Below are 25,198 nucleotides of genomic sequence, written 5' to 3'. Positions count from 1 at the left end.
CTCCCTGAGCCTAGGGTGAACGCCGTGCCTGACCTTAGCGCCGACCGCCAAACCGACACATCCGCGAGTCGTCTCGCGGCGTACACGACGCTACGCCTCGGCGGCCCGGCCGGCACCCTGACGGTGGCCACCGAATCGGACCAAGCGGTCACTACCGTGCGTAACGCGGCGGCGGCCGGGCGCCCGGTGCTCGTCCTGGCCGGTGGCAGCAACGTGGTGATCGGCGACGACGGCTTCGACGGCGAGGTGCTGCTGCTGCGCACGCGGGGCGTGCGGGTGGTGGAGACGCGGGCCGAGAGCGTGGTGCTGCGGGTTGCGGCGGGCGAGGTCTGGGACGATTTCGTGGCGTACGCGGTGACGAACGGTTACTCGGGCATCGAGTGCCTCTCCGGCATCCCGGGCTCGGCCGGGGCCACGCCCATCCAGAATGTCGGGGCGTACGGGCAAGAGGTTGCCCACACGATCGTGGCGGTGCACGCCTACGACCGCGAGCACGACACCGTCCGGGCCATGTCGCCGATCGAGTGCGCGTTCGCGTACCGGTCCAGCGTCTTCAAGCACAACGACCGCTTCCTGGTGCTGCACGTGGACTTCCGCCTGGCGGTCACCGACGCGTCGGCGCCGATCCGGTACGCCGAGCTCGCCCGCAACCTGGGCGTCGAGGCCGGCGACCGGGTGCCGCTGGGGCAGGCCCGCGACACGGTGCTGAAGCTGCGGGCCGGGAAGGGCATGGTGCTCGACCCGGACGACAAGGACACCTGGTCGGTGGGCTCGTTCTTCACCAATCCCGTGGTGTCGGCCGCCCGGTGGGCGTCGCTGGGCCTGGAGGCGCCGCACTGGCCGGGCGACGACGGCTCGGTCAAGATCCCGGCGGCCTGGCTGATCGAGAACGCGGGATTCCCCAGGGGGTACGCGGGCGACGGTGTCGCGATCTCGACCAAGCACACGCTGGCGCTGACGAACCGCGGCGGCGGCACGGCGGAGGCTCTGGTCGCGCTCGCGCGGGTCATCCGGGATGGCGTGCGGGACCGATTCGGGGTCGAGCTGCACCCCGAACCGGTCCTGATCAACTGCACCCTCTGATCGGGCTTACAGCGGCAACCAGAGCGCCAGCACGTTCGGCGGCTCCCAGCCCGGCAGCGACGTGTGCGACTGCCGGCACTGGTAACGCTTCCCGTTGTAGGTGACGACCTGCCCCACCGTGTACGCGGTGTACGGCGCCCACGTGGTCGAGCCCGGCGAGGTGGTCGGCGGCGTCGTGGGCGGCGTCGTCGGCTTCGTTGTCGGCGGAGTTGTGGGTGTCGTGGGAGTGGTGGTCGGCGGCGTGGTCGTGGTGCCCCCGGACGTGAACGACTGCATGATGTGGCTGAACTGCCAGGTGCTCTGGGCCACCCCCGAGCAGGTGTCCGACGCCCCGCCGCCCGGGCAGCCCCCGTTGTCGCGCTGCAGCGCCCAGAACGAGAGCGACCGGATTCCCTGCGTCTTGGCCCAGTTGGTGACGGTCTGGGCGTTGGCCAGCGTGAACGTCTCGGCCGCACCGAAGTCGTCGATGCCGATCATCTCGGTGATGCCGACCATCTGCCACAGCTGTGCCGTGGTCTTCGACGGGTAGAGCGACCGCAGCTGGTTGACCAGGCCGTTGGCCGAGGTCTGGGTGTCGGTGGCCATGTTGTGCGACGCGTTGTCGTAGTAGTCGAACGTCATCATGTTGACGATGTCGATGCGGGCGCCGTTGCTGACCGCGTTGCGCAGCACGGCCAGGCCCGAATCGGCGAGACCGGCCGTGGTGGTCGGCAGCGTGTAGCTGAACTCGACCAGCCGCCCGTTCGCGGCCGCCCAGTCCTCGACCTTCTTGATCGCCTTGTTCCGCCGGTCGATGCCGGCCGTGTTGGTCAGCGAGTTGTCCTCGATGTCGAGGTCGATCCGGGTGACGTCGTAGGTGGTGACCACCTTCTCCAGCTGGGCGGCGATCGAGTCGACGTTCGTGCAGCTGTCGGCGATCTCGGTGCCGCCGTTGTCGGCCGCGTACCCGCCGAAGGACGGGATGACGTCGCCGCCGGCGGCGCGGATCGCGGCGATGTCCGAGCCGAACGTGCCGGACGCGATCGGCATCGAGGTGTCGCCGTTGAAGTAGACCGTGCACGAGCCGGGCGACGGGGTCTGCACGAAGGCCAGCGTGAGGAACTTGTCGCCGGACTGGCTGGACAGGCCGGAGAGGCTGTCGCCGTTGTAGGCCTCGAAATACGGCGCGAAGACGTGGGCGGGGATGCGCGACGTGGTGGCGGCCTGGGCGGTGGGGGAGGTGGCGGCGACGAAACCGGCGACGCCGACGGCGGCCGTGAGGGTCGCCGCCAGGGTGGCGATACGCGATCTGCGCATTGGGGACCTTCTTCGGGGGAAGTTAGGTGTTAGTAAACCTAACTAATAGAAGGTCGCAGTGAGATCTGTCAATCCCAACCGAAGACCTGCGTGTAATACGGCAGGCCGTTCATCCCGTACGCGACGCCGGTCCCGATCGAGTGCGCGCCGCAGTTCAGGATGTTCTCCCGGTGGCTGGGGCTGGCCATCCACGCGGCCATCACCTCGGCCGCCGTGCGATAGCCCCAGGCGATGTTCTCGCCGGACGGCTGGGCGTACCCGGCCGCGTGCGAGCGCGCCACGAAGGTCGTTCCGTCCCGCCAGACGTGGGTGAACAGGCCGGTGTGCGCCATGTAGAGGCTCTGCCGGATGGAGGCGAGGGTCAGCTCGCGGTCGACCGCGAGTGGGCCACACCCCTTCGCCGACCGTCGCTGGTTGGTCATGGTGACCACCTCGGACATCAGCTCGGCCGGGGCGACGGCCGACTCCGGCGCGTTCGGCGGCAGTGGTGGCGCCGGCACCCTGGCCTGCGCCGGCGAGCCGGCGAACAGCAGCGTGGGCGTCACCAACAGGGCGAGCAGTCGATGCACCTGATCCTCCGAGTCCGGGAGTGGGCCTGATCGCCCACCAGGGATATCGCACCCTTTTCCGGGCTGTACGTCCCTTATTTGGCGGAAACCGGTATTGGCCTACGCAAAAGTGTCAGGCTGAGGGGATGGCCGTGCGCACCGGCCTCATCGGCACCTCCGCGCCCAAACGCGAAGACCGCCCGAAGACCATCCAGCCCGGCGGATAGCCCGCTAAACTGTCACTGTCTGTAAATAGGCCGTGACATCACGCTATCGTGGCGTTTGCGCGGTAATCCGTCGCTCGCGGTCGCGCGAACGATGCTCTGGCGAAAAGTTGAGCCGCCTTCGGCATGTCCGCCGACGGCCGCGGACGCGAGCGAGGGGTGGGGCAGGGTGAGCACACGATGAGTCGCCTTCTCGTCGTCGAGGACGACCCGGACATCGCGCTCGCCCTCCGGCTGCTGTTCAGCCGAGCGGGCTACGAGGTCGCGCACGCCGGGGACGGCCGGACCGGCCTCAAGGAGGCATACGCCGAGCATCCCGATCTGGTCGTGCTCGACGTCGGCCTGCCCGAGATGGACGGCTGGCAGGTGCTCGAGCGACTGCGCGACGTCTCCGACGTGCCGGTGCTCGTGCTCACCGCGCATGGCCAGGAGGCGGAGAAGGTGCGGGGTCTGCGCGGCGGCGCCGACGACTACCTCACCAAGCCGTTCGCCAACAACGAGCTGCTGGCCCGGGTCGAGGCGCTGCTCCGGCGCTCCTCCAGCGGGCAGAACAGCTGGGCCAGCCAGGTCTACGACGACGGGCTGGTGCACCTCGATCCGACCAAGCGCCGGGTCTACGTCAAGGGCGACGAGAAACGTCTCACGCCCACCGAGTTCCGCCTGCTCAACGCGCTGGTGCGGCACGCCGGCGCGGTGCTGAGCCCCAACCAGCTGCTGACCCAGGCGTGGGACGACCCGACCGGCATCGGTCAGGAACGGGTGAAGTTCGCCGTCCTGCGGTTGCGCCGCAAGCTCGGCTGGTCCGATCCCGACGAGTCACCGATCGAGTCCGTTCGCGGATTCGGCTACCGCTACCGCCGCCCCGGCGGGGAGTCCTGAATCACAGTCGTTCTCAGGTGATGACAGAGCCCGTCGATGAGAGCTGTGGAAGCCGAGTTGGAGGTACGTAGGTGGAAGACCTTGGTGAAATCGTCGGCGAATTCCTCTTGGAAAGCCACGAGAACCTCGACCAGATCGACCGTGACCTGGTCGCCCTCGAGCAGGAGCCGAACTCGCGCGACCTGATCTCGCGCATCTTCCGGGCGATCCACACGATCAAGGGCACCAGCGGTTTCCTGGCGTTCAGCCGCCTCGAGAAGCTCGCCCACGCCGGCGAGTCGCTGCTCTCCAAGCTGCGCGACGGCGTCATGCCGGTGACCCCGTCCACGATCACCACGCTTCTGGCGACGATCGACGGCGTCCGGTCCATCCTCTCCTCGATCGAGGAGACGCAGGCCGAGGGCAACGTCGACATCGACAGCATCATCGCGCAGGTCAACGCCCAGATGAAGGCGGGCGAGCAGGCCGCCGAGGAGGCCCCGCCGGCGGCGCCGGCAGCCGAGCAGACGCCGGCCGAGACGCCCGAGCCGCTCGAGGAGAGGCCGGCCCGCCCGGCGCCCGACCCGGTCGAGAACCAGCGCAAGCCGCTCGGCGAGATCCTGGTCGAACAGGGCGCCGCCCAGCCCGCCGACGTCGGCTCGGCGCTCGCCCAGCAGATCGAGGGCGACGAGCGCAAGCTCGGCACGATCCTGCTCGACGAGGGCAAGGCCAAGCCGGCCGCGGTCAGCGAGGCCCTCCAGGCGCAGACGCCCAAGCGGAGCATCGCGGACAGCGCGATCCGGGTCGACGTCGACCTGCTCGACACCCTGCTGAACATGGTCGGCGAGCTTGTCCTCGCCCGGAACCAGCTGGTCCGCGGCGTGATGGAGATCGGCGACTCCGGCCTCGTCCGCAGCGCCCAGCGGCTCGGCATGATCACCAGTGAGCTGCAAGAGGGCATCATGAAGACCCGGATGCAGCCCATCGAGCACATCTGGTCGAAGCTGCCCCGAGTCGTCCGGGACCTGAGCAACTCGCTCGGCAAACAGGTCCAGCTGGTGATGGAGGGCAAGGAGACCGAGCTCGACCGCAGCCTGCTCGAGGCGGTCAAGGACCCGCTGACCCACCTCGTGCGCAACGCGGTCGACCACGGCATCGAGGAGCCCGACCGGCGCACGGCGTCCGGCAAGGGCCCCGAGGGCACGCTGACGCTGCGGGCGTACCACGAGGGTGGTCATGTGGCGGTCGAGGTCGCCGACGACGGCGCCGGTCTGGACGTGGACCGGATCGCGCAGAAGGCGATCGAGAAGGGCCTGCTCCGTCCCGAGCAGGTGTCGAACATGGACCGGCGCGACATCATGGCGATGGTCTTCCAGCCGGGCTTCTCCACCGCCGCCAAGGTCACCAACGTGTCCGGCCGTGGCGTGGGCATGGACGTCGTGAAGACCAACATCGAGAACATCGGCGGCGCGGTCAGCGTCGACTCGACGCCCGGCGAGGGCACGGTCTGGCGGCTCACGATTCCGCTGACGCTCGCGATCATCCAGGCGCTGACGGTCGACTGCGGCGAGCAGCGCTACGTGGTTCCCCAGGTCGCAGTGCTCGAGCTGGTCTTCATCGACGGCAATTCCACCAAGATCGAGTACGCGTCGGGCGCGCCCGTCTATCGCCTGCGCGGCAAGCTGCTGCCCCTGGTCCGGCTGGACAAGGCGCTCGGCCTCGAGCCCGGCGGCGATCAGGGCGTCTACATCATGGTGCTGCAGGCCGACGGGCGGCGGTTCGGTCTCATCGTGGACCGCGTGCTGAACACCGAGGAAGTCGTGGTCAAGGCCCTCAACAGCAGATTCAAGGACATCGGCCTGTACGCGGGAGCGACCATCCTCGGCGACGGCAAGGTGGGCCTGATCCTGGACGTCTCGTCGCTGGCCCGGCGCAGTCACCTCACCGCCGACGCCGAACGGCAGAACCTCGAGGCCTCGTCCCGGGCGTCCGCGAGCAGCGGCACCGGCGAACGCCTGTTGGTCACCGCCGTCGGCGAGCGCCGGGTCGCGATCCCGCTCGACACGGTCACCCGGCTCGAGGAGTTCCCGCGCGACCGGATCGAGCACGCCGGCTCCCGCGAGGTGGTCCAGTACCGCGGCCAGATCCTGCCCCTGGTGCGCCTGTCGCACCTGCTCGGGGCGTACGGCGAGGAGCCGGAGGGCGACACCGTGTCGGTGGTCGTCTACAGCGAGGGCGGACGGAGCGTGGCACTGGTCGTGGACCGGATCGTGGACATCGCCGAGAACTCGACGACCGCCCGCCGGGACGCCGAGGAGGACGGCCTGGTCGGCACCGCGGTCATCCAGCAACGGGTGACCGAGCTGCTCGACGTGCGCCGGGCGATCCTCGCCGCCGACCCGAACTTCTACACCGACCTGGAGAACGACGAGATGCTGGTGGAGGCCTGAGATGGCGAGCCGACAGTTCGCCACGTTCGAGGTGGCCGGTCAGCTCTTCGGCGTCGAGGTGCACACGGTGCAGGAGGTGCTCTCGTACAACGAGTACACCCCGGTGCCGCTCGCGCCGCCGGCCGTGGGCGGGCTGTTCAACCTCCGCGGCCAGGTGATCGCCGCGGTCGACCTGCGGGTCCAGCTCGGCATGGCGCGCAAGGCGCTCCAGGGCCCGGTCATGAACGTGATCCTGCGCGGCGACGGCGAGCCGGTGAGCCTGCTGGTCGACAAGATCGGTGAGGTCGTCGACCTCGACGACGAGCGATTCGAGCCGCCACCGGACACGCTCAGCGGCCCGACCCGCGAGCTCGTCGTCGGCACGTTCAAGTTGGACGGACGACTGATGCTGGCGCTCGACGTCAACGCGGCCGTCGACACGTACCGCGCCACGACCTGATGTACAGCCTCGTCAGCGCCCCGGTCCTCGGGTTCGACCTGACCCGCCTCGCCGGCGGGTCGGCCACGGCCGAGGTGGTGCTGCGCGGCCTCCGGCTGCAGAGCGCCGACCTGCCGGTGCTCGCCGAGCGGCTGCCGGACGAGGGCGTCCGCGGCCCGCTCTGGGTCGAGGTCGAGAGCGCGGCCCGCCGGATGCCGTCGCTGAAGGGCATGTCCAAGGAAGATCCGGCCGGCAGCCTCGCGCTGGTCGAGCGGGCGCCGATCGGCTCGGTCGACGCGCTGCTCACCTGCATGCGCTACGACGTGATGGCCTGGACCTGGAGCGGCACCGGGCGCGACGCCCAGCAGAGCGAGACGGCGGCGTCCGCCACCGCGCTGCTCTGCGACGCGGCGGTCGCCAGCTATCTGCGCGAGGTGCTGGACACCGACACCCGCCGGATGCTCGGCGCCGGGTGGGTGTCGGCGATGCGCCGGCTGCCCGTCGGCGCGCCGATCGACCTGGGTCCGCACCACTACGTGGTCTCGGCCCTGCTGGACCGGCTGCGCTCGCTGCGGTCGACGGACCTCGCCCGGCTCGCGACCTCGGCGGAGGACGCGCGGCGGAACGCGGGCGGCTGGTCACCGGCCGTCCACTCGGCCTCCTGGGCCGCGTATCTCTCGGATCGGGTCCGCACCGCCGCCGCGGCGCAGATGCTGTTGGTACAGGCCGTGGACACGGCCGACATCCCGCTGGCCGATCGGGCCGGCGGCGTCTGGAACATGCTCAGCGGTGCCGTGCAGGCGCTGGTGGTACGTGACCTCCTGGACACCTCCACCGCGCACCGCCTGCTCGCACCGGTGGTCGCCGCACTGGGCCCGGCGTGGCTCGGGTGAAGGGGGTGGTCGGATGATTTCGGTCCTCGTCGTCGACGATTCCGTCGTGGTCCGTCGGCTCATCGTCGACGCCCTCGGCGGCGCCGAGAACATCGAGGTCGTGGGCACGGCCTCGAACGGCCTGCTGGCGCAGGCGAAGATCGACCAGCTCAAGCCCGATGTGATCACGATGGACATCGAGATGCCGCAGATGGACGGCATCGCGGCCGTCAAGGAACTGCGCAAGCGGCACAAGCAGATCCCCGTGATCATGTTCAGCACGCTCTCCGCGGCCGGCGCCAGCGCCACGCTGGAGGCGCTGGCGGCCGGGGCGACCGACTACGTCACCAAGCCCAGCAACGTCGGCTCGGTAGCGGAGTCCATCGCGGCGGTCCGGGACGAGCTGGTTCCCAAGATCCACGCACTCGGCGGCCGTCGCCGAGTCGGCGCGGCGCCACCCGGAGCGCCACCCGGCCGGCCCGGCGCCACCGCACCGGCCCGGCCCACGCGGCCCGGCGCCGCGCCGCCCCGGACCGGCCTGCCGCCGTCCGGTCCCGGCCGTCCCGGCGCCGCGCCGCCCGGGCCGCCGGCCGCCGGCGCGCGCCCCACGGCCCGGCGTGCGCCCGGCGGAAAGATCGACATCCTCGCCATCGGCTCGTCCACCGGGGGGCCGGACGCGCTCACCAAGGTGCTGACCGGGCTGCCGTCCGACCTGCCGGTGCCGATCGTGATCACCCAGCACATGCCGCCCGTCTTCACCCGGATGTTCGCCGAACGGCTCGACCGCAGCACCCCGCTGCGCGTGGTCGAGGCCGGCGACGGGATGGAGCTGACGCCGGGCTGCGCCTACATCGCTCCCGGCGATCACCACCTGGTGCTGCACCGCCGGGGAACGGCGACGCTGACGCAGCTCAGCGGCGCACCACCGGAGAACTCCTGCCGCCCGGCCGTGGACGTGATGTTCCGGTCGGTCGCCGCCCTCTACGGGGCATCGGCATATGCCACGGTACTGACCGGAATGGGACAAGACGGACGAGGTGGTGCGAAGGTGCTGAGAGACGCGGGAGCCGAGGTGCTGGCCCAGGACGAGGCCACCTCGGTCGTGTGGGGCATGCCCGGGGCGGTGGTCACCGCGGGGCTGGCGGACGAGATCCTGCCGCTGGACCGGATCGCGGCGTTCCTGGTCAACCGGGTGAAGTCCGGGCGGTCGGCGGCGGTGGCCCGATGACCCTCTCCCAGGCCGAGTTCACCTTCGTCTCGACGCTCGTCCGCAAGGAGGCGTCCATCGTTCTCGCGCCGGGCAAGGAGTACCTGGTCGAGGCCCGGCTCATCCCGGTCGCCCGGGCGGTCGGCGCGGCCAACGTCAACGAGTTCCTGGCCGACCTCCAGCGCCGGCCGAACCCGGCGAACCAGCGCCGGATCATCGACGCGCTGACCACCAACGAGACGTCGTGGTTCCGCGACCGGGAGCCGTTCGCCGCGCTCACCGACGTGGTCCTGCCCGAGCTGGTCAAGTCGCGCGCGGCGACCCGCAAGGTCCGCGTCTGGTCGGCCGCGAGCTCCAGCGGTCAGGAGGCGTACAGCCTGGCCATCACCCTGCAGGAGAATCTCCCGCCGGGTTGGTCGTACGACATCATGGGCACCGACATCTCGACCGAGATGGTGAAGCGGGCCGAGACCGCCGAGTACAGCCAGGTCGAGGTCAACCGTGGCCTGCCGGCCAGCCAGCTGGTGCAGTACTTCGAGCGGGCCGGCGCCCACTGGCGGATCACCTCGCAGCTGCGCAAGAACGTCTCGTTCCGGCTGATGAACCTGACCGCGCCGATTCCGGCCATGCAGCCGTTCGACGTCATCTTCCTGCGCAACGTCCTGATCTATTTCGACGTCGCGACGAAGCGAACCGTGCTGCAGAACGCCGCCAAGCTGCTGCGCCCGGACGGGTGGCTCTTCCTCGGCGCCGCCGAGACGACCATCGGGATCGACGACAACTACGAGCGGGTGGCCGCCGGCCGTACCTCCGCATACCGAGTCCGAAGCGGGGTGCCCGCGGGCGCTCCGAGAAGGGGATGACGCCGCGATGCGCGCGATGGTTATCGACGACTCCCGCGCAATGCGCATGATCCTCAAGCGCATTGTCACGAAACTCAACTTCGAGGCGGTGGAGGCGGGCGACGGCAAGGAAGCGCTCGACCTGCTCGCCGAGATGACCGAGGTGCCGGAACTGGCCCTCATCGACTGGAACATGCCCAACATGAACGGGCTCGAGTTCGTCACGAACGTCCGGGCCGACCCGCGTCTGCGTGAGATGACGCTGGTCATGGTCACCACCGAGAGCGAACAGAGCCAGATCGTACGAGCGCTCGCCGCGGGCGCGCACGAGTACGTGATCAAGCCCTTCACCGAGGGCGCCATGATCGAAAAACTGGCCCTGCTGGGCCTCGTCCCGTCCGGAGCGAACTAATGAGCGTGGAAGTCGAGGTCAACGAGAGCGACCTCGCCGAGATGGTGGAGCAGGTGTGGGAGTCGTACCTGGATCCGGAGGGCATCAGCCCGCTGATTCCGACGTACGACGAGAACCAGCCCTCCGAGGTGCATTCCTCGGTCTCCATCACCGGCTCCTGGACCGGGTACATCGTGTACGCGTCCTCCACCGATGCGGCCCTTCGCGCGGCCGCCGCTTTCCTCGCCATGGAGATGGACGAGGTGAGCCAGGAGGACATGTCCGACGTGCTCGGCGAGCTCGCCAACATCGTCGGCGGCAACGTCAAGGCCATGCTGCCGCCCGGCGCCCTTCTCTCCCTGCCCCAGGTCGTGCTGGCGCCGGAGTCGACCGCGCGGTTCCCCAACACCGAGCGGATCGGCGGCGTGTACGGCATCTGGGAAGGCGAACCGGTGTCGATTTCCATGTGGCAGAGCCGCGCGGACAACAATGAGGAGGCAGGCGCATGAAAATTCTCATCGCCGACGACAGCCGGGTCATGCGGCAGATCGTGGTCCGCACGCTCCGCCAGGCCGGGTTCGGTGACCACGATCTGATCGAGGCCTCGAACGGCCGCGAGGCGTTCGAGATGACCAAGTCGGAGAACCCGGATCTGGTTCTCTCGGACTGGAACATGCCGGAGATGACCGGTATCGAAGTGCTCCGGCAGCTGCGCGCGGCCGGCAACGACATCAAGTTCGGTTTCGTGACCTCGGAGAGCACGCCCGAGATGAAAGATCAGGCGGAAGCCGCCGGCGCGCTCTTTTTCATCGTGAAGCCGTTCTCAGCTGAGCGATTCGATGAGGTCTTCGCTCCTATTTTGGGATGATTACGACATGTCCGATGTCTCGGTACTTCCTGGCACTCTGGCCGTCCGCAACCTCTTCGAGGACCTGCTCGGCCGCGAAGTGACCGTCAGCCCCGGCGACCCGCTCTCCGCGGATGCGATCGCCACGGCCACGGTCGCGATTTTCACCGACACCTCGCAGAACATCTACGGCGTGCTCGGCATGGACCTGCCGCTGGCGGCCAACGCGGGCGCCGCCCTGGGCCTGCTGCCGGCCGGCGCGGCCGAGGACAGCATCGACGAGAAGCAACTGTTCCCGAACCTCGCCGAGAACGTCTTCGAGCTGTGCAACGTCCTGACGAGCCTGCTCAACCGCGAGGGTGGCCCGCACATCAAGCTCTACCAGGTGATCTACCCCGGCGACCCGCTGCCCGCGGACGCCCGGGCCCACCTGATGGCGCTGGGCCGCCGGGTCGACCTCACGGTCGAGGTCAACCGGTACGGCAAGGGGAAGTTCAGCCTGTCCCTCGCGCCCTGACCGAGCGCATCGAGAACACGACTGATCGCGGGTCCCACACGGTGGGGCCCGCGATTTTTTGCGGCTAAGCAAAATCCGCGGTCTGACGAACCTTAGGTCGAGCAAGCAAACGGACAGGAGAAGTCATGACCTCGCCGACCTCGGGAATCTCCGGCACTTCGGGGACCACTGGCGCGACGCCCGGCAAGAGCATCGCGGACAAGAGCAAAGAGCTCGGGGACAAGGACACCTTCCTCAAACTGCTCGTGGCACAGCTGAAGTACCAGGACCCCAGCAACCCGGCCGACTCGACCCAGTTCCTCGCGCAGACCGCGCAGTTCACCCAGGTCGAGAAGCTCGGCGACATCGCCGATGTGCTCAAGTCGCAGCGCCTGGTCGGCGCCAGCGGCCTGGTCGGCCACAGCGTCACCTACATGGACGAGAACGGCGCCCGCCAGTCGGGTGTCATATCGGCCGCAAAGCTCAACGGAGACAGCGAACCGATGCTTCGGATCGGGAACACGGACGTGCAGCTGTCCAAGGTCATGGAAGTCCTCTCCACGGGTGCGACGACCGGTTCCACCGGTCAGACGGCCCCGCAGCCGGTCGACGCGAACAAGGTCGACCCGGCAACCGGTCCCGCGACCGCCTGACCCCGCCTCTCTCCGTAAAGGAAACCGATCCATGCTGCGTTCTCTCTACTCCGGCATCAGCGGCCTGCACGCGCACCAGCAGATGATGGACGTCACCGGCAACAACATCGCCAACGTCAACACCGTCGGCTTCAAGGCCAACACCGTCCAGTTCCAGGACACGCTCAGCCAGATGCTCGGCGCGGCCGGCGCTCCCCAGAACGGGCAGGGCGGCACCAACCCGGCGCAGGTCGGTCTCGGCGTGAAGAACGCCGGCATCCTGTCGAACTGGGCGCAGGGCTCCCAGGAGACCACCGGACGCTCCGGCGACATGATGATCCAGGGTGACGGCTTCTTCATCACGCGCAGCGGCAACGAGGACCTCTACACCCGGGCCGGCTCGTTCACGTTCGACGCCAACGGCCTGCTGGTCAACGCGACCGGTCAACCGGTACAGGGCTGGACGGCCACCGACGGCAAGGTCAACACGGCCGGCAAGCCCGGCGACATCAAGATGCCGCTGGGCAGCACGATCGAGCCGGCGCGGACCACGAAGGCCACCCTCAAGGGCAACCTGAGCAGCGATGACATCCCGAACGCGACGGACCCCACGAACAAGGGCCTCACCTACACCACGACGATCCCGATCAAGGCGTACGACTCCCAGGGCGCGCCGCACACGGTCACCGCGAAGTTCAGCCGGACCGCGAACGACAACGTCGCGGACACGTCCACCTGGGGCGTGGAGATGTTCGACGAGGCCGGGAACAGCATCGGCACGGACACGCTGAACTTCGAGGGCGGCAAGCCGACCGACGGCTCCGGCACCGCGAAGAACTCGCTGGCCATCGGCACCGCGCCCAACGACTACACCATCGACACCACCGACATCACGTCGTACTCGGGTCTCTCCGACGCGCGGGTGTTCGACACCGACGGCCAGGCGTCGGGCGCGCTGACGTCGTTGTCGTACACGGTCTCCGACACCGGCCAGATCATCGGTGTCTACAGCAACGGCCTCAAGGAGGTCCTGGGCCAGGTGGCCATGGCGACCTTCAAGAACGTCAACGGCCTCGAGAAGGTCGGTGACTCCGGCTACCGCTCCACGGTCAACTCCGGCTACGCCCAGGTCGGCGAACCCGGCAGCGCCGGCATGGGTCAGGTCATCAGTGGCGCGCTGGAGATGTCGAACGTCGACCTCGCCCAGGAGTTCACCAACCTGGTCATCGCCCAGCGTGGCTTCCAGGCCAACTCCCGCGTCATCACCACCTCCGACGAACTGCTCCAGGAGCTCGTCAGCATGAAGCGCTAGATCTCGTAGCACCACCAGCTCGGCCGGCGGCCGGGACAGGCATTCACGTGCCTGTCCCGGCCGTCACTTCGTAGCCGATCGGCTGCACCCGCAATGCGACCGGACGGATCTCATGCGCAACCGTCAAGTCGCCGAAATGACATGTGAAAGCGGGCCACGGACGGCCTACCAGCCCAGGACCACACCACCACCCAAGGACGGATGTACGTGATCCTCGTAACTCGCATCAACGGTGCCGTGTTCGCCCTGAATCCGGATCTGGTCGAGCGTGCCGACTGCACGCCCGACACGGTCATCACGCTGGTGGACGGCACCAAGTACGTCATCGCCGAGTCCGTGCCCGAGTTCATCGACTCGGTGCGCCACTACCGCGCCTCGCTGATCGCCCAGGCGAGCCGCCTGGAGGCCGAGCCCACGGCCACCGCCCTGACCTCGGATCTGTCCTCGGATGAGGACGACCACGACGCCAAGGTGCTCCCGCTGCACCGGAAGGAACGCTGATGGATATCTCCACCATCGTCGGTGTAGTCGCCGGCCTCGCGATCATCTTCACCGTTCAGATCCTCGAGGGTGGTTCGCCGTCCTCCATCATCCTGATCCCGTCGATGCTGCTGGTGTTCGGCGGCGCGTTCATGGCCGGTATGGCCGGCGGCGTGCTGAAGGACGCGACCGGCGTCGGCAAGCAGCTCCAGAAGGCGTTCCTCGCCAAGGTCACGCCGCCGACCCAGCTCGTCGACAACGTCGTGAAGCTGGCCGAGCGGGCCCGCCGCGAGGGGCTGCTGGCCCTCGAGGACGCGGTCAAGACCGTCGAGCACCCCTTCCTGAAGCGCGGTCTGCAGCTCGCCATCGACGGCACCGACCCCGAGGAGCTGCACGACATCCTGCACGCCGAGATCGCGGCCAAGAAGAAGGCCGACAAGGCCGGCTCGAAGCTCTTCGAGAACATGGGCGGTTACGCCCCGACGATCGGCATCATCGGCACGGTCATGGGCCTGGTCCACGTGCTGGCGAACCTGAACAAGCCGGAGACGCTCGGTGAGTCGATCTCGGCGGCGTTCGTCGCGACCCTCTGGGGCGTGCTCAGCGCCAACGTGATCTGGCTTCCGGTCGCCGCCCGCCTGACCCGCCTCAGCGCGGTCGAGGCGGAGGAGATGGAGCTGGTGGTCGACGGCGTCCTCGCCATCCAGGCCGGCTCGAACCCGCGCCTGGTGGCCCAGAAGCTCCGCAGCCTCCTCCCGCCGGACGAGGCCAAGAAGGCCGAGGCGGCCGCGACCACGAAGAAGGCGGCATAACCGATGAGCTCAGGCGGTGGGGGCGCCAAGCGCAAGAAGCGTGGCCACGAGGAGCACGAGGAGCACGTCAACCACGAGCGCTGGCTCGTGTCGTACGCGGACATGCTGACCCTGCTGTTCGTACTCTTCGTGGTTCTCTACTCGATGTCCGACGTCAACATGAAGAAGTTCGCCCAGCTGGCCTCCGGCCTGTCCTCGGGTTTCGGCGCGCAGAGCGCGGCGTTCACGGGCCAGATGTCGACGCTCGACGGCGCCGGCCAGTCGTCCGAGATCGTGAAGATCGACCCGGGTGCCAACCCGGGCGACGGCAAGACCGGCACCTCGAACATGACCGAGTCCGAGAAGGCCGCGGTTGAGGCCGCGGTCAAGGCGGAAAGCCGGTCGACGGCCTCCAAGAACGCTCAGGCAGCGGCCAAGGAAGCCGAGAATCTGAAGAAGGTCGAGAACAAGCTGTCCGACGCGCTGGCGAAGGCGAAGCTGCTCAACGCGGTGCAGTTCACGATCGACCGGCGCGGCCTGGTGGTCACCATCGTCACCAACGAGGTCGTGTTCGACGGCAACCGCGCCGACCTTCAGGCCGGCGGCAAGAAGATCCTCGACGCGCTGGCGCCGACGCTGGCCAAGCTGAAGAACAACATCGAGGTCGACGGCAACACGAACCAGCTCAAGGCCGCGACCACGTACTACCCCAGCGGCTGGGAGCTCTCCGCGGCTCGCGCCTCGACCACCGTTCGCTACCTGGTCGGGCACGGCATGGCCAAGAGCCGGATGAGCGCGGTCGGGTTCTCCGACACCCACCCGCTGATCGACCCGAGCGACCCGCGCTCGATCACCATGAACCGCCGGGTGGACGTCGTCGTCCTCACCACGCTCTCGGCCGACCAGGCCGCGCTGCTCCCGGCCGCGGCCGGCGACGACGCGAACCTGCACACCGGTCAGACCACGGCCCAGGCCGCGGCGATCGAGAAGGCCGCCGCCGCGGCCGGCAACACCACCACCACGACCACGACCGACTCATCCGCGACCACCGCGACCACTACCACCACCGCGAACGACTGAGGGGAGACCGATTCCGATGGCTGACGAGAAGGAAGGCGCCGCCGAGGCGCCGAAGAAGTCCAGCAAGAAGATGCTCATCATCATCGTGGCGGCGGTCGTGCTGCTCGGTGGCGGTGGCGGCGCGTTCTTCATGATGAAGAGCGGCTCGAAGGCCGAGGCCGCGCCCAAGAAGGGCACGATCGTGAAGATCGAGGACGCGCTGACGGTCAACCTGGCCGACAGCCACTACCTGAAGGTCCAGTTCTCGCTCCAGCAGACCACCGACGCCGCCGAGGACGTCGACACCAGCGAGGCCATCAACATCGCGATCGACGAGTACACCGGCAAGACGGTGGCCGAGCTCTCCACCGAGAAGGGCCGCGAGGAGGTCAAGAAGGACCTGGTCGCGAAGCTGGTCAAGGCCTACACGGTCGACGGCAAGCAGGAGGTCATGGACATCTACTTCACCCAGTTCGTGACCCAGTGACCAAGTAACTCGGACAACCAGGACGGGCGGGCTCACTCCGGTGAACCCGCCCATCCGCCGATTTCCGGATAAAAACGCGTCTCCGGCTCAGCGGATCAGGAAATGAGCCGATGGGGACGACGTGACCTCCGCAACACGCTCCCCGGGCAAGATGTCGCGTCGCGGCCAGGGCGGAGGGCCGGCGCCGTACGACTTCCGTCGCCCGATCAAGCTCTCCCGGGAACACGTACGCACGCTGCAGATCGCCTTCGAGACGTACGCGCGCAGCTGCGGCACCCTGCTGACCACCCGCCTGCGCGTGGTCAGCAACGTCACGCTCGCCTCGATCGAGCAGCTGAACTACGAGGAGTACGTCGCCTCGCTCTCCAATCCCACGGTGATCGCCGTGGTGAATCTCGATCCGCTGCCCGGCACGGCCTTGATGGAGATGTCCTCCTCGGCCGCCATGACGGCGATCGACCACATGCTCGGCGGCCCCGGCGGGCCCCAGCCGGAGCGCCCCCTCACCGAGGTCGAGATGCCGCTGCTGCGCGGCCTGCTCGAGCGGATGCTGGGCGAGCTGCGGTACGGCTTCGAGCAGCTGGTCCACATCTCGCCGAAGCTCAAAGAGATCGAGTACAACGCCCAGTTCCTGCGTGCGCACGCGCCCGGCGACGCCTGCGTGGTGGCCACCTTCGACCTCAAGATCGGGGCCGAGGAGTGCCTGGCCAGCATCTGCATCCCGTTCAACATGATCCTTCCGGTGCTGTCGCGCACCGAGGCCGTCGTGCTCAGCGACAGCGAGCGGGCCAGCCGTGACCTGGCGCTGCGCAACCTGACGGCCGGCCTTTTCTCGGCTCCGATCGACGTTGCGGTGCGATTTCAGCCCATTCGCATGCGTACCGATGACATCGTGGATCTGCGTCCCGGTGACGTTGTGCCGCTGGCTCATCCGACCAGCCGGCCGCTCGAGGTGACCGTCAACGAGACCGTCTTCGCGCACGCAGTTCCCGGTAATCAGGGCGCCCGGCTCGCGTGTCTCGTGGTGCCGTCGCCCAAGGAGCCCTCCAAGGAGTCTGGCCGCTCATGACCGCGCCCACCATCACCGCGCCCCAGCTGGCGCTCGCCCGGAACGCCGCCGAGGCCGCACTCGCCGTCCTGCCCACCAGCCGCGCGCTCGCCGCTGCCGCCCCGGTCTCCGCGACCGCCGACGCCCTGCCCGACGGCCAGGCGGTCACGGCCAAGTTCAGCGGCGCGGCCAACGGCGAGGTCGTCGTGGTGGTCGGTCAGGACCTCGCGGACGCGCTCAAGGAGAGCCCGCTCGGCGAGCTCGACCTGACCGCCGCGGTGCGGCCCGCTCTCGAGGCGGCGGCCCGGGTCTTCGGGCCGGTGGTCCTCGACCCCGGGGTGGTGATGGAGCCCGGCGTCGCGCTGAGCGCGCTGGCGGCCAAGGAGGACGCCGTCGTGGTCCCGCTGGTCGAGGGGGAGGACGTACGCGCGGTGCTCGCGCTCGCCCTGAACCCCTGGCCCAACGAGGAGCCCGGCCAGATCGACATCGCCCGCCCGCAGGCGACGACCGCGGCGTCGGCGTTCGCCCGCGGCGGGCTCGACATGCTGCACGACGTCGAGATGGAGGTGTCGGCCGAGCTGGGCCGCACCCGGATGAGCGTGCGCGAGCTGCTCTCGCTCAACCCGGGCGCGATCGTCGAGCTCGACCGGGCCGCCGGAAGCCCGGCCGATCTGCTGGTCAACGGCCGGCTGATCGCCCGCGGCGAGGTGGTCGTGGTCGACGAGAACTTCGGCATCCGGATCACCGAGATCGTCGCTCCGGGCGCCGAGGGGTAACGGCCTTGTTCGAGCTCGTCCTGCGGATCGGCTTCTCGCTGTTCGTCGTCCTCGGCCTGATGTGGGCCCTGGCGCGGGTGGTACGCCGGCCGCTGGGCGCGCGGCGGCCGCACGGCGAGCTGGCGGTGCTCAACCGCCAGCAGCTCACCCGCAACGCCGAGGTCATCGTGGTCAAGGTGGCCGACCGGGCGATGATCCTGGGCGTCACCGAGGCGCAGGTGAACGCCCTGGGCGAGGCCGACATCGCCGACTTCGAGCACCACGACGAGCACCGGGACCACCTGGAGAACGTCGAACTGCCCGGCGCGCACCCGTCGTCGGCGGCCGCGGGGCGGCTCGACAAGTCGTTGCTCTCGCCCAAGACGTGGACCTCGACGATCGACTTTCTCCGCGACCGGACATCGAGGCATTGATGAAACGCGCGATCTGGCTACTGTTCGCGAGCGTGGGACTGGCGCTCGTCCTGCTACCGGGCGCGGCCTCGGCGGAACCAAGACCCACGCCCGCCGTGGTGACGGTGGCGCTGCCCGATCGCGTACCGGAGGCTCCCGGTCCGACCGCGCCGGTCGCGCCGACCAAGCCCAGCATCAACCTGAACATCAACGGGACCAATCCGGACGGCAGCCGCCCGGCCACCTCGTTGGTGATCATGATGGGCCTCACCGTGCTCTCGGTGGCGCCCGCCCTGCTGCTGCTCTGCACGTCGTTCACCAAGGTCTTCATGGTCCTCGGGATCACCCGCAACGCGCTCGGCCTGACCAGCATGCCGCCGAACCAGGTGATCGCCGGGCTCGCGCTGTTCCTGACCCTGTTCATCATGGGTCCGACCGTCTCGTCGATGAACCAGCAGGGCGTGCAGCCCTACCTCAAGGGCGACAAGACCCAGACGCAGGCGTTCCACGACGGCGTCAAGCCGCTGCGCGAGTTCATGTGGAAGACGACCCGCGAGGACGAGGTCGCCCTCATGATCAAGCTGTCCGGCACGGACAAGCCGAAGAACAAGGACGACGTCGAGCTCACCACGCTGATCCCGGCGTTCGTCCTGTCCGAGCTGCGGGCGGCCTTCATCATCGGCTTCGTCATCTTCATCCCGTTCCTGCTCATCGACATGGTCGTGTCCGCGTCCCTGATGTCGCTGGGCATGATGATGCTGCCCCCGGTGACCGTGTCCCTGCCGTTCAAGCTGTTGCTGTTCGTGCTGGTCAACGGTTGGGGGTTGATCCTCACGGCGCTGGTGGCGTCGTACCGATGAACTGGAACATCCCGATCGCGGACATGCTCGCGATCCTGCTCGGGGCGGCCCGCACCGGCGCCTGGCTGATGATCAGCCCGCCGTTCAACTCGCGGTTCATCCCGGGAACGGTCAAGGCGCTGCTCTCGATCGGGCTGACGCTGCCGCTCGCGCCGTACCTCCGGGGCACCGTGCCCTCGTTGCAGACGTCGGACATCATCTACAGCGCCATTCTCCAGGTCTTCGTCGGCGCCGCCCTCGGCTTCGTCACCCTCCTGCTCTTCGCGGCCCTCCAGGCCGCGGGCGACATGCTCGACCTCTTCGGCGGCTTCACGCTGGCCCAGGCCTACGACCCGCTGTCGATGAACCAGAGCTCGGTCTTCGGCCGCTTCTACAACCTGGTGGCGGTCACGATCCTGTTCGCCGGCGACGGGCACCAGGTGATCCTGCGCGGCTTCCTCCAGTCGTTCCGGACGATGCCGCTGAACCTCTCGTTCGACCTGGCCACGTTCAGTCAGCTGCTGCTCAAGGGCCTCGGCGAGATGTTCCTGGCCGCGCTCCAGATCGCCGGGCCGCTGGTGGTGGTGCTGTTCCTCACCGACGTCGCGTTCGGCCTGCTCAACCGCGTCGCGCCGGCGCTCAACGCGTTCCAGCTCGGCTTCCCCGCCAAGATCTTCCTGCTGCTCACGCTCTCCGGGATCGCGATCACCACGCTGCCGTCGGTGATCGAGTCGCTCGTCGACCGCTCGGTGACCGCGGTGCTGAAGCTCACCGGCGGCTGACGCTCTGCCTGCCCGCGGCGGAAAACAGAAGGGAAAACGGGGGGAGGAGGTGAGCGATGGCGGGCGAGAAGACCGAACAACCGACACCGCAAAAGCTCAAAAAGGCCAAGCGTGAGGGCCAAATCGGCCGTAGCCAGGACGTCGGCGCCTGGTTCGGCATGCTGGCGGCCAGCATCATGCTGCCCAAGACGCTCGGCGCGGCGCTCGACCACGCCCGTGACCTGATGGTCAAAGTGCCCGAGGTGATCCGCAACCCCGAGCCGGCCGTCGCCATGCACATGCTCAAGGACGCCGGTCTCGGCGTGGCCTGGTCGGTGCTGCCGCTGTCGGCCACGCTGATGGCGGTCGGCATCGCCTCGGCCGGGGCCCAGGGTGGCATCCGGGTCGCCACCAAGCTGTTCATCCCGAAGTTCAGCCGGCTCAACCCGCTGCCCGGGATCAAGAAGATGTTCGGCCCGCAGGCGCTGTGGGAGGCGACCAAGGCCCTGGTCAAGACGTCGGTGCTGGCCGCCGTGCTCTACACCACGACCAAGGGCGTCATCCCGCAGCTGATGACCGCCGGCCACCTGCCGTTCGCCGCGCTGCTGTCGGTGGTCAAGGACGCGACCCTCGGACTGGTCCGGGCCGCCGCCGTGGCCGGCATCGTGATGGCCGCCGGCGACTACTTCGTGGTGCGCCGCCGCACCAACAAGCAGCTACGGATGACCAAGGAAGAGGTCAAGCAGGAGAACAAGAACACCGAGGGCGACCCGCTGGTCAAGGCTCAGATCCGTTCCCGGCAGATGGCCATGGCCCGCAACCGGCAGATGGCCGACATCCCGACCGCCGACGTGGTGCTGGTCAACCCGACGCACGTGGCCGTCGCCCTGCGCTACGAGCCGACCAAGGGGGCGCCGCGGGTGGTGGCCAAGGGGCAGGGCCCGATCGCCACCAAGATCCGCGAACTGGCCACCGAACACCGGGTGCCGATGGTGCAGGACGTGCCTCTGGCCCGGGCTCTGCACGGCGCCGTCGAAGTGGGCGCCGAGATCCCCGCGGACTTCTACGGCGCGGTGGCAAAGGTGCTGGCGTTCGTCATGAGTCTGAAGGCTCGCGGCTCTGCTGCTGGTCTGCACCGCAACCCATCCTCAGCCTCAGCAGCCGCATAACCGAAAATTTAGGAGATTTCCTCACATGCGTCCCTCGAACGAGGGAGACTCACCGTGATGGGTGAGCTACACCATGTGCTCGGGAAGGTGCCGTGAAGAACCGCAACATCAGCCGTCTTGCCGTCCCCGTGGGGGTCATCGGCATCATCATCATGATGGTCGTGCCGCTGCCGACCTTCCTGCTGGACACGCTGATCGCGCTCAACATCACGGCCGCCCTGCTCATCCTGCTGACCAGTATGTTCGTACAGAAGCCGCTGGATTTCTCGGTCTTTCCGGCACTGCTCCTGGTCGCCACCCTGTTCCGGCTCGCGCTGAACATCAGCGCCACCCGGCTGGTGCTGCGCGACGGCGACGCCGGCAAGGTGATCCACGCGTTCGGCAGCTTCGTGGTCGGGGGCAACCTGGTCATCGGCCTGGTCATCTTCCTGATCCTGGTGATCGTCCAGATGGTCGTGGTCACCAAGGGCGCCGAGCGGGTCGCCGAGGTCGGCGCCCGCTTCACCCTCGACGCGATGCCCGGCAAGCAGATGGCGATCGACGCCGACCTCAACGCCGGCCTGATCGACGAGGCCGAGGCCAAGAAGCGCCGGGCCGAGGTGTCCGCCGAGGCCGACTTCTACGGCGCGATGGACGGCGGCTCGAAGTTCGTCAAGGGCGACGCGATCGCGGCCATCATCATCACGCTGATCAACCTGGTCGGCGGCTTCGCGGTCGGCCTGCTCCAGCAGGGCCTGTCGGCCTCCGACGCGATGAACCAGTACAGCCTGCTGAGCGTCGGCGACGGCCTGGTCTCCCAGGTGCCCGCCCTGCTGCTGTCGGTGGCCACCGGTCTGATCGTGACCCGCTCGGCCACCTCCGGCGACATGGGCACGACCGTCACCGCCCAGCTCGGCCAGAACAAGCTCGCGCTGCGCATCGGCGGCGGCGCCGCGCTCGCCCTCTGCGTCATCCCGGGCCTGCCCAAGATCCCGTTCCTGCTGGTCGGCACCACGGTGCTGGTGCTGGCGCAGCGGATCAAGGACCCGGAGCCCGAGGCCGAGGCCGCGGTCACCGAGGCGGTCGAGATGCCGGCGCCGGACTCCCCGGAGCAGCTGCTCGGCGAGATGCGGGTCGACCCGCTCGAGCTGGCGCTCTCGCCGGACCTGGTCGACCTGGTCGACGCCAGCAGCGGGGATCTTCTCGACCGGGTACGCGCCCTGCGCCGCAAGATGGCCATGGAGCTGGGCGTGATCATGCCGCCCGTGCGCACCCGGGACGACCTCGACCTGCCGCTCTCCTCGTACGCGATCCGGATCTCCGGGGTCGACGCCGGCACCGGCGAGGCCCCGCCCGGAACGGTGCTGGCGATCGGCGAGGGCCTGCAGGGCCTGCCCGGCCGCGCCGGCGTCGAACCCGTCTTCGGCCTGCCCGGCAAGTGGGTGCCGGCCGAGCTGCACTACCAGGCCGAGCTCTCCGGAGCCACGGTCGTGGACCGGGCCAGCGTGATCATCACGCACCTGGCCGAAGTGGTCCGCAGCAACGCGAGCCGGCTGCTCGGCCGCGAGGACGTCCGGGCGCTGACCGAGATGGTCAAGCGCACGCATCCGGTCGTCGTGGAGGAGCTGACCCCGTCGCTGCTCAGCCTCGGTCAGATCCAGAAGGTGCTGCAGGCCATGCTGGACGAGGGCGTGCCGGTGCGCGACCTGGTCCGGATCTTCGAGTCGCTCTCCCTGAGGGCGAAGGTCTCCGTCGACTCGGACGGCCTGGTCGAGGCGGCACGCGCCGCGCTCGGCCCGGCCATCGCCGCCAACTACGTGCGGGACGGCCGGCTCACGGTGATCACTCTCGAACCCATGCTCGAGCAACAACTGCTCGAATCGTTGCGGCCGAGCGAGACGGGAGCCTTCATGGCGATCGACGGCTTGCGTGCCGAGGCGATCGTCACCGAAGCCGCCCGCCTGGCCGAGACCGCCGAGCAACAGGGCCTCCAGCCCGTGCTCGCCTGCTCGCCACAGCTGCGGCTGCCATTGATGCGACTCCTGCGGGCCGGCTCCCGCCGGGTGCAGGTGTTGTCGTACGGCGAAATCTCTGGTTCCACAGCACAGATCGAGACGATAGGGGTGGTGAACGGTGCCTACGCGGGTGCTGCTTGAGGGACCGGCCATCGAGCCTTTGCTGGCTCAGGTACGCGATGAGTACGGCTCCGGTGTCCGGATCATCTCCGCCGACAAGGTCCGCAGTGGCGGCGTCGGAGGCTTCTTCGCGAAGCAGCATTACGAGCTTTCCGTGGAGGTGCCGGACCTGAACGAGGACAGGAATGACATGGCTAAACGGACGATGACCCAAGACAACGGCCACACGCTGGAGCGACTCCTGGAACGGGCCGAGTCGCAGGATCGGATCGACGAGCAGGTACGGCCGGCCGCGCACTCGGCGCCGGCTCGCACCGTCACGCCGGCGACGTTCGGCCAGGCCCGGCCCGGCGAGACGACGTTCTCGCGCCCGGCCGCGCACGCCCGGCCGGCCGCACCGCGCCCGGCCGAGCCACCGCGAATGGCCGAGCCGCCCCGGCTGGCCGAGCCACCGCGCCCGGCCGAGCCCGTGGCGCCGGACACCGAGCTCAGCCGCGGTGCCGGGGTCAGCGACACCAGTGCGGCCTTCGCCGAGCTGATGGCGGGCCTCGACACGACCGCCGAGCCCGGCATCGAGCGGAACACGGTCCGGCCCAAGCCGGCCGTGCCGCTGCGAGGCGAGGACGTGCCGACGGTGCGTCCGTTCCGGCCGGCCGAGACCAACGAGATCCCGGTCAACGTGCCGCACAAGCCGGCCATGCCGAGCCTCGCCGAGCGCATCGGCGGGCTGGCCGCGGAGATCGAGATCGAGGAGGATGCGCCGATCCCGGCGCCCGAGGAGGAGGTGGCGCCGCCCGTGGCCGCTCCCGTCCAGGCGGTCAAGCCGCTGCCGCCGGTCGTGACCCCGGCGCACGCCGCGCCGGACAGCGATCCGGTGATCCGCAACCTCATGTCGGTGGGCATGCCCGAGCCGATGGCCCGGCAGATCACCGGCGCCGACACATACGCCGGAGTGCTCAGCGTGCTCGCCGCGCGTCCGTCGGCGCCCGCCATCCCGGACGGCCCGGGGGAGATCCTGGTGCTCGCCGGGGACATCAACCTCGGCGTGCCGATCGCCCGGCACCTGCTCGAGCAGATCGGCGTGCCGGAGAACCACCTTCTCCTGGCCGCGCAGAGCACGGCCGGCACCGGCCTGCACTCCTCCCGGCTGATCTCCAGCCGCGAGGCGGCCGAGTCGCGGGTCGAGAAGCTGCACAACGCCGAGCAGGCCTGGGTCGTCGTGATGGAGGCGGCGGTCGGTGGCACCGACCCGCTGTGGGTCAACGAGATGTGCGACGCGATCGGGGCCACCGCGGTCTGGGCGATCGTCGACGCCACCCGCAAGACCGCCGACACGGCGCGTCACATGCGGACGCTCGGCGAGGTCGAGGCGCTCGTGGTGCACAGCGTGGAGCTCACCGCCGACCCGGCCTCGGTGCTCGGGCTGGACCTGCCGATCTTCTCGCTGGACGGCAAGCCGGCCACCCCGCACGCCTGGGCGGCCATGCTCTGCGCCCGGATCGCGACCGACGTGATGCCGGTGGCGGCGCCGCCTCGCCGGGCGTCCCGCACGGTGCGGCAGTGATCCGTCCGTCGGTCCTGCTGTTCGCGCTCGTGATAAGCGCGCCGGCGTTGTACCGGTACGTGCTCGACCAGCTGGACCTCACCGACGTGTTGATCAGGTTCATCATCGCGGTGCCGATCGCGGCGCTGCTCCTGGCCGCGCTTCGGTTCGTCACGGCGGGGTACGGGCGGAACGACGAGGGTGGGGAAGCCGTCGCCGTAACGCCCACGCCGGTGGACGTGCACGAGGTGTAGTAACGCGCA

28 protein-coding genes are annotated in these 25,198 nt (G+C 69.0%); 26 read left to right on the top strand and 2 right to left on the bottom strand.

The features are described 5' to 3' along the window. Positions 1 to 15 precede the first annotated feature (15 nt). A complete protein-coding gene (locus ACZ6TB_RS29285; RefSeq protein WP_465559052.1) occupies positions 16 to 1,083 on the top strand; it encodes a UDP-N-acetylmuramate dehydrogenase in 1,068 nt (355 codons plus the stop codon). Between the two features lie 6 nt (positions 1,084 to 1,089). On the opposite strand, the gene ACZ6TB_RS29280 is transcribed toward ACZ6TB_RS29285, so the two are convergent. Continuing rightward, complete coding sequence (locus ACZ6TB_RS29280; RefSeq protein ID WP_465559050.1) at positions 1,090 to 2,379, bottom strand: carbohydrate-binding protein; 1,290 nt, start codon at positions 2,377 to 2,379, stop codon at positions 1,090 to 1,092. A 68-nt stretch (positions 2,380 to 2,447) separates the two neighbouring features. Then, positions 2,448 to 2,948, bottom strand: coding sequence for a CAP domain-containing protein (locus tag ACZ6TB_RS29275; RefSeq protein ID WP_465559049.1), 501 nt, complete (start codon positions 2,946 to 2,948; stop codon positions 2,448 to 2,450). A gap of 383 nt (positions 2,949 to 3,331) precedes the next feature. On the opposite strand from ACZ6TB_RS29275, the gene ACZ6TB_RS29270 reads away from it, so the two are divergent. The 25 genes from ACZ6TB_RS29270 (at position 3,332) to ACZ6TB_RS29150 (ending at position 25,189) form a co-directional block, all read left to right on the top strand. Further along, entirely contained in the window at positions 3,332 to 4,030 is a 699-nt protein-coding gene (locus tag ACZ6TB_RS29270; protein ID WP_020513053.1) for a response regulator transcription factor, read from the top strand. Positions 4,031 to 4,101: 71 nt separating this feature from the next. Then, the gene (locus ACZ6TB_RS29265; protein WP_465559048.1) at positions 4,102 to 6,459 is read left to right on the top strand and encodes a chemotaxis protein CheW; all 2,358 of its coding nucleotides are present in this window, start codon (positions 4,102 to 4,104) and stop codon (positions 6,457 to 6,459) included. A 1-nt stretch (position 6,460) separates the two neighbouring features. Further along, positions 6,461 to 6,898 (top strand): chemotaxis protein CheW, encoded by a 438-nt coding sequence (locus ACZ6TB_RS29260; protein WP_433298547.1) that lies wholly within the window; start codon positions 6,461 to 6,463, stop codon positions 6,896 to 6,898. Then, a complete protein-coding gene (locus tag ACZ6TB_RS29255) occupies positions 6,898 to 7,770 on the top strand; it encodes a hypothetical protein (protein WP_465559046.1) in 873 nt (290 codons plus the stop codon). The genes ACZ6TB_RS29260 and ACZ6TB_RS29255 overlap by 1 nt, the downstream gene beginning before the upstream one ends. A 13-nt stretch (positions 7,771 to 7,783) precedes the next feature. Beyond that, complete coding sequence (locus tag ACZ6TB_RS29250; protein ID WP_465559044.1) at positions 7,784 to 8,977, top strand: protein-glutamate methylesterase/protein-glutamine glutaminase; 1,194 nt, start codon at positions 7,784 to 7,786, stop codon at positions 8,975 to 8,977. Next, positions 8,974 to 9,819: a CheR family methyltransferase gene (locus tag ACZ6TB_RS29245; RefSeq protein ID WP_465559042.1), complete on the top strand. Its 846-nt coding sequence runs from the start codon at positions 8,974 to 8,976 to the stop codon at positions 9,817 to 9,819. Before ACZ6TB_RS29250 ends, ACZ6TB_RS29245 begins: the two co-directional genes overlap by 4 nt. 7 nt (positions 9,820 to 9,826) lie before the next feature. After that, positions 9,827 to 10,210: a response regulator gene (locus tag ACZ6TB_RS29240; RefSeq protein WP_465559040.1), complete on the top strand. Its 384-nt coding sequence runs from the start codon at positions 9,827 to 9,829 to the stop codon at positions 10,208 to 10,210. Next, positions 10,210 to 10,698, top strand: a complete 489-nt coding sequence (locus ACZ6TB_RS29235) for a chemotaxis protein CheX (RefSeq protein ID WP_465559038.1) — start codon at positions 10,210 to 10,212, stop codon at positions 10,696 to 10,698. Before ACZ6TB_RS29240 ends, ACZ6TB_RS29235 begins: the two co-directional genes overlap by 1 nt. Further along, positions 10,695 to 11,057 carry a response regulator gene (locus ACZ6TB_RS29230; protein ID WP_465559037.1) on the top strand — a complete coding sequence of 121 codons (363 nt, stop codon included), beginning with the start codon at positions 10,695 to 10,697 and terminating at the stop codon, positions 11,055 to 11,057. The genes ACZ6TB_RS29235 and ACZ6TB_RS29230 overlap by 4 nt, the downstream gene beginning before the upstream one ends. 7 nt (positions 11,058 to 11,064) lie before the next feature. Continuing rightward, positions 11,065 to 11,553: a hypothetical protein gene (locus tag ACZ6TB_RS29225; RefSeq protein WP_465559035.1), complete on the top strand. Its 489-nt coding sequence runs from the start codon at positions 11,065 to 11,067 to the stop codon at positions 11,551 to 11,553. 125 nt (positions 11,554 to 11,678) lie between these two features. Beyond that, positions 11,679 to 12,185, top strand: coding sequence for a flagellar hook assembly protein FlgD (locus tag ACZ6TB_RS29220; protein ID WP_465559033.1), 507 nt, complete (start codon positions 11,679 to 11,681; stop codon positions 12,183 to 12,185). A 31-nt stretch (positions 12,186 to 12,216) separates the two neighbouring features. Continuing rightward, positions 12,217 to 13,476 carry a flagellar hook protein FlgE gene (locus tag ACZ6TB_RS29215; RefSeq protein WP_465559031.1) on the top strand — a complete coding sequence of 420 codons (1,260 nt, stop codon included), beginning with the start codon at positions 12,217 to 12,219 and terminating at the stop codon, positions 13,474 to 13,476. A 207-nt stretch (positions 13,477 to 13,683) separates the two neighbouring features. Further along, positions 13,684 to 13,977, top strand: a complete 294-nt coding sequence (locus ACZ6TB_RS29210) for a flagellar FlbD family protein (RefSeq protein WP_465559029.1) — start codon at positions 13,684 to 13,686, stop codon at positions 13,975 to 13,977. Further along, positions 13,977 to 14,768: a motility protein A gene (locus ACZ6TB_RS29205; protein ID WP_465559027.1), complete on the top strand. Its 792-nt coding sequence runs from the start codon at positions 13,977 to 13,979 to the stop codon at positions 14,766 to 14,768. Before ACZ6TB_RS29210 ends, ACZ6TB_RS29205 begins: the two co-directional genes overlap by 1 nt. Positions 14,769 to 14,771: 3 nt before the next feature. Further along, on the top strand, positions 14,772 to 15,827 hold the full coding sequence (locus tag ACZ6TB_RS29200) for a flagellar motor protein MotB (protein WP_465559025.1): 1,056 nt from the start codon (positions 14,772 to 14,774) through the stop codon (positions 15,825 to 15,827). Between the two features lie 16 nt (positions 15,828 to 15,843). Beyond that, on the top strand, positions 15,844 to 16,293 hold the full coding sequence (locus ACZ6TB_RS29195; RefSeq protein WP_465559024.1) for a flagellar basal body-associated FliL family protein: 450 nt from the start codon (positions 15,844 to 15,846) through the stop codon (positions 16,291 to 16,293). Between the two features lie 121 nt (positions 16,294 to 16,414). Further along, the gene (locus ACZ6TB_RS29190) at positions 16,415 to 17,362 is read left to right on the top strand and encodes a flagellar motor switch protein FliM (RefSeq protein ID WP_465559022.1); all 948 of its coding nucleotides are present in this window, start codon (positions 16,415 to 16,417) and stop codon (positions 17,360 to 17,362) included. Beyond that, positions 17,359 to 18,117, top strand: coding sequence for a flagellar motor switch protein FliN (fliN, locus tag ACZ6TB_RS29185; protein WP_465559020.1), 759 nt, complete (start codon positions 17,359 to 17,361; stop codon positions 18,115 to 18,117). Before ACZ6TB_RS29190 ends, fliN begins: the two co-directional genes overlap by 4 nt. A 5-nt stretch (positions 18,118 to 18,122) precedes the next feature. After that, on the top strand, positions 18,123 to 18,530 hold the full coding sequence (locus ACZ6TB_RS29180; RefSeq protein ID WP_465559018.1) for a FliO/MopB family protein: 408 nt from the start codon (positions 18,123 to 18,125) through the stop codon (positions 18,528 to 18,530). Beyond that, positions 18,530 to 19,369, top strand: coding sequence for a flagellar type III secretion system pore protein FliP (fliP, locus tag ACZ6TB_RS29175; protein ID WP_465559016.1), 840 nt, complete (start codon positions 18,530 to 18,532; stop codon positions 19,367 to 19,369). The genes ACZ6TB_RS29180 and fliP overlap by 1 nt, the downstream gene beginning before the upstream one ends. After that, complete coding sequence (locus tag ACZ6TB_RS29170; RefSeq protein WP_465559014.1) at positions 19,366 to 20,130, top strand: flagellar biosynthetic protein FliR; 765 nt, start codon at positions 19,366 to 19,368, stop codon at positions 20,128 to 20,130. Before fliP ends, ACZ6TB_RS29170 begins: the two co-directional genes overlap by 4 nt. Before the next feature lie 56 nt (positions 20,131 to 20,186). Then, positions 20,187 to 21,278: an EscU/YscU/HrcU family type III secretion system export apparatus switch protein gene (locus ACZ6TB_RS29165; protein WP_465559013.1), complete on the top strand. Its 1,092-nt coding sequence runs from the start codon at positions 20,187 to 20,189 to the stop codon at positions 21,276 to 21,278. Positions 21,279 to 21,370: 92 nt separating this feature from the next. Beyond that, a complete protein-coding gene (locus tag ACZ6TB_RS29160; RefSeq protein ID WP_465559011.1) occupies positions 21,371 to 23,413 on the top strand; it encodes a flagellar biosynthesis protein FlhA in 2,043 nt (680 codons plus the stop codon). Next, positions 23,403 to 24,956: a hypothetical protein gene (locus tag ACZ6TB_RS29155; RefSeq protein ID WP_465559009.1), complete on the top strand. Its 1,554-nt coding sequence runs from the start codon at positions 23,403 to 23,405 to the stop codon at positions 24,954 to 24,956. The genes ACZ6TB_RS29160 and ACZ6TB_RS29155 overlap by 11 nt, the downstream gene beginning before the upstream one ends. After that, entirely contained in the window at positions 24,953 to 25,189 is a 237-nt protein-coding gene (locus ACZ6TB_RS29150; RefSeq protein ID WP_465559007.1) for a hypothetical protein, read from the top strand. The genes ACZ6TB_RS29155 and ACZ6TB_RS29150 overlap by 4 nt, the downstream gene beginning before the upstream one ends. The last annotated feature ends 9 nt before the right edge of the window (positions 25,190 to 25,198 follow it).

This window comes from Actinoplanes sp. NPDC051537 (assembly GCF_055586105.1).
The sequence above is the reverse complement of the archived record's forward strand: the minus strand, read 5'-3'. Positions and strand labels throughout refer to the sequence as shown.

Excerpts from the sequence above, each read along its gene's own strand:
- ACZ6TB_RS29280 (WP_465559050.1), bottom strand. The coding sequence starts at position 2,379 with ATGCGCAGATCGCGTATCGCCACCCTGGCGGCGACCCTCACGGCCGCC.
- ACZ6TB_RS29270 (WP_020513053.1), top strand. The coding sequence starts at position 3,332 with ATGAGTCGCCTTCTCGTCGTCGAGGACGACCCGGACATCGCGCTCGCC.
- ACZ6TB_RS29260 (WP_433298547.1), top strand. The coding sequence starts at position 6,461 with ATGGCGAGCCGACAGTTCGCCACGTTCGAGGTGGCCGGTCAGCTCTTC.
- ACZ6TB_RS29255 (WP_465559046.1), top strand. The coding sequence starts at position 6,898 with ATGTACAGCCTCGTCAGCGCCCCGGTCCTCGGGTTCGACCTGACCCGC.
- ACZ6TB_RS29250 (WP_465559044.1), top strand. The coding sequence starts at position 7,784 with ATGATTTCGGTCCTCGTCGTCGACGATTCCGTCGTGGTCCGTCGGCTC.
- ACZ6TB_RS29245 (WP_465559042.1), top strand. The coding sequence starts at position 8,974 with ATGACCCTCTCCCAGGCCGAGTTCACCTTCGTCTCGACGCTCGTCCGC.
- ACZ6TB_RS29240 (WP_465559040.1), top strand. The coding sequence starts at position 9,827 with ATGCGCGCGATGGTTATCGACGACTCCCGCGCAATGCGCATGATCCTC.
- ACZ6TB_RS29235 (WP_465559038.1), top strand. The coding sequence starts at position 10,210 with ATGAGCGTGGAAGTCGAGGTCAACGAGAGCGACCTCGCCGAGATGGTG.
- ACZ6TB_RS29230 (WP_465559037.1), top strand. The coding sequence starts at position 10,695 with ATGAAAATTCTCATCGCCGACGACAGCCGGGTCATGCGGCAGATCGTG.
- ACZ6TB_RS29225 (WP_465559035.1), top strand. The coding sequence starts at position 11,065 with ATGTCCGATGTCTCGGTACTTCCTGGCACTCTGGCCGTCCGCAACCTC.
- ACZ6TB_RS29220 (WP_465559033.1), top strand. The coding sequence starts at position 11,679 with ATGACCTCGCCGACCTCGGGAATCTCCGGCACTTCGGGGACCACTGGC.
- ACZ6TB_RS29215 (WP_465559031.1), top strand. The coding sequence starts at position 12,217 with ATGCTGCGTTCTCTCTACTCCGGCATCAGCGGCCTGCACGCGCACCAG.
- ACZ6TB_RS29205 (WP_465559027.1), top strand. The coding sequence starts at position 13,977 with ATGGATATCTCCACCATCGTCGGTGTAGTCGCCGGCCTCGCGATCATC.
- ACZ6TB_RS29200 (WP_465559025.1), top strand. The coding sequence starts at position 14,772 with ATGAGCTCAGGCGGTGGGGGCGCCAAGCGCAAGAAGCGTGGCCACGAG.
- ACZ6TB_RS29195 (WP_465559024.1), top strand. The coding sequence starts at position 15,844 with ATGGCTGACGAGAAGGAAGGCGCCGCCGAGGCGCCGAAGAAGTCCAGC.
- fliN (WP_465559020.1), top strand. The coding sequence starts at position 17,359 with ATGACCGCGCCCACCATCACCGCGCCCCAGCTGGCGCTCGCCCGGAAC.
- fliP (WP_465559016.1), top strand. The coding sequence starts at position 18,530 with ATGAAACGCGCGATCTGGCTACTGTTCGCGAGCGTGGGACTGGCGCTC.
- ACZ6TB_RS29170 (WP_465559014.1), top strand. The coding sequence starts at position 19,366 with ATGAACTGGAACATCCCGATCGCGGACATGCTCGCGATCCTGCTCGGG.
- ACZ6TB_RS29165 (WP_465559013.1), top strand. The coding sequence starts at position 20,187 with ATGGCGGGCGAGAAGACCGAACAACCGACACCGCAAAAGCTCAAAAAG.